The sequence below is a fragment of the Streptomyces pseudogriseolus genome (assembly GCA_002154585.1).
GTDB classification, from domain to species: Bacteria; Actinomycetota; Actinomycetes; order Streptomycetales; family Streptomycetaceae; genus Streptomyces; species Streptomyces pseudogriseolus.
The window spans coordinates 209-1,637 of record MUNG01000479.1 but is presented as its reverse complement, the minus strand read 5'-3'; the positions used below and the strand labels follow the sequence as shown (position 1 = coordinate 1,637).

General features: G+C 74.2%; 2 protein-coding genes and 1 pseudogene. All 3 read right to left on the bottom strand.

The window, feature by feature from the left end; genetic code table 11:
* Positions 1-31: 31 nt before the first annotated feature.
* Entirely contained in the window at positions 32-502 is a 471-nt protein-coding gene (locus tag CCN29_RS31385) for a DUF6099 family protein (RefSeq protein ID WP_086685926.1), read from the bottom strand.
* 180 nt (positions 503-682) lie between these two features.
* A complete protein-coding gene (locus tag CCN29_RS31380) occupies positions 683-1,057 on the bottom strand; it encodes a nucleotide pyrophosphohydrolase (RefSeq protein ID WP_086685924.1) in 375 nt (124 codons plus the stop codon).
* Positions 1,050-1,429 (bottom strand): annotated as a pseudogene (locus CCN29_RS36460) (ATP-binding protein); the annotation flags it as partial. The pseudogene CCN29_RS36460 and the gene CCN29_RS31380, both read right to left, overlap by 8 nt.

Here is a 1,429-nt window from a genome sequence, read left to right as displayed (position 1 = left end):
TCGCTGAGCTGGCGGTGGGGCGGGAGGGCGGTCAGCCGGCCTCCCGCCGGGGTAACGCCGCCTCCCTGTCCGCCAGCTTGCGCAGCATGTCCCGGACGCGGTCCCGCGCCTCGTCGGCCGCGTCGATGGCCTCGACGCAGCTCCAGTACGTCGCCTCGTCGTCGGCGGCGCAGGCGATGCCGACCAGGGCGATGCCGACGTCGCCGAGCAGGCCGCCGAGGTGCATCAGGCACGCGTGGGTCTCCCCCAGCTCGGTGAGCCGGGCCGCGCGCGGTCCGTCGGGGCCGAGCGGCGGCGGACCGAGGACGCCGCAGCCCCGGCCGGCCAGATCGGCCACCATGATGGCCTCGTTGCGCAGAGGGGGCGGGCCCACGAGGGCCAGGCGGCTCCCTATCGCCTGGGCCAGCGCCTGCGCCTGCCACACCTCGGCCGTCAGCTCCGGCACTCCGCCACCGGCGGCCAGGGCCCTCCTGCTTGTCACGATGAGCCGCACAGCGTCCATGCGCTGCCCCCGTCTGTCCGACGCGCTGCCCACGCGTCCGCATCCGTTGAACTCCCTTGTTCACTACCCAGAGTGAAGCTTGGTGAGACAAAAGGCCAGAGGAAGTCCGAAATCTGTGGACACACCTTGGCAACGAGACGCGTTTTCGACCACGGAGCGTGAGAGCGGAAGGGATGGCTCCTAGGCGCGGGGCGGAGTGTCGGACCGCTCCGGCACCGGGAACCTGTGTTCGTTCCGGTCGATCTTCGCGGCCAGGGCGGCGAGCGGGTCGATGCCGAGGACCTCGCAGAACTGGAGGAGGTAGGCGAGCACGTCGGCCACCTCGTCGGTGACGCGGTGCGCGGTGTCCGGGTCGTCCATCACACGGGCGGACTCCTCCGGCGTCAGCCACTGGAAGATTTCCTGGAGTTCGGCGGCCTCGACGCCGAGCGCGGCGACGAGGTTCTTGGGCGTGTGGTACGGCTGCCAGTTCCGCGCGGCGGCGAAGTCGGCGAGACGGCGCCGGAGCGCGGGCAGGTCGGCGGGCCGGGACGCGTCGTCGTGCGGGTCAGTCACGCCTCAGGTGTACCACGGTCGCCCCGGGCACCCCGGCGGCCCAGGTGGCGTCGCTCACCGCGCCGACCAGGCGGATGTGGCCGCGCTCGCACATCCGCGCCGCCAGCGCCAGCAGGGCCGCGCGCTGGGCCGGGTCGAGCGCCCGGTCCAGGCCGTCCGCGAGGACGGTGAGGCACTGGAGGGCGGCCGGCACCTCGCCGGGCACGTCGGCCTCCAGCACGCCGGGGCCGGTGAGCAGCACCAGCGCGAGGGCGGTGTAGCGCAGTTCGCCGTCGCCGAGCCGGCGCAGCGTGGTGCGGGCGCCGTCGCCGCGGTCCAGCACGGCCCGCACCAGGCGGCCCCCGGCGAACGGCTCGGCGAGCAGGTCGGCGA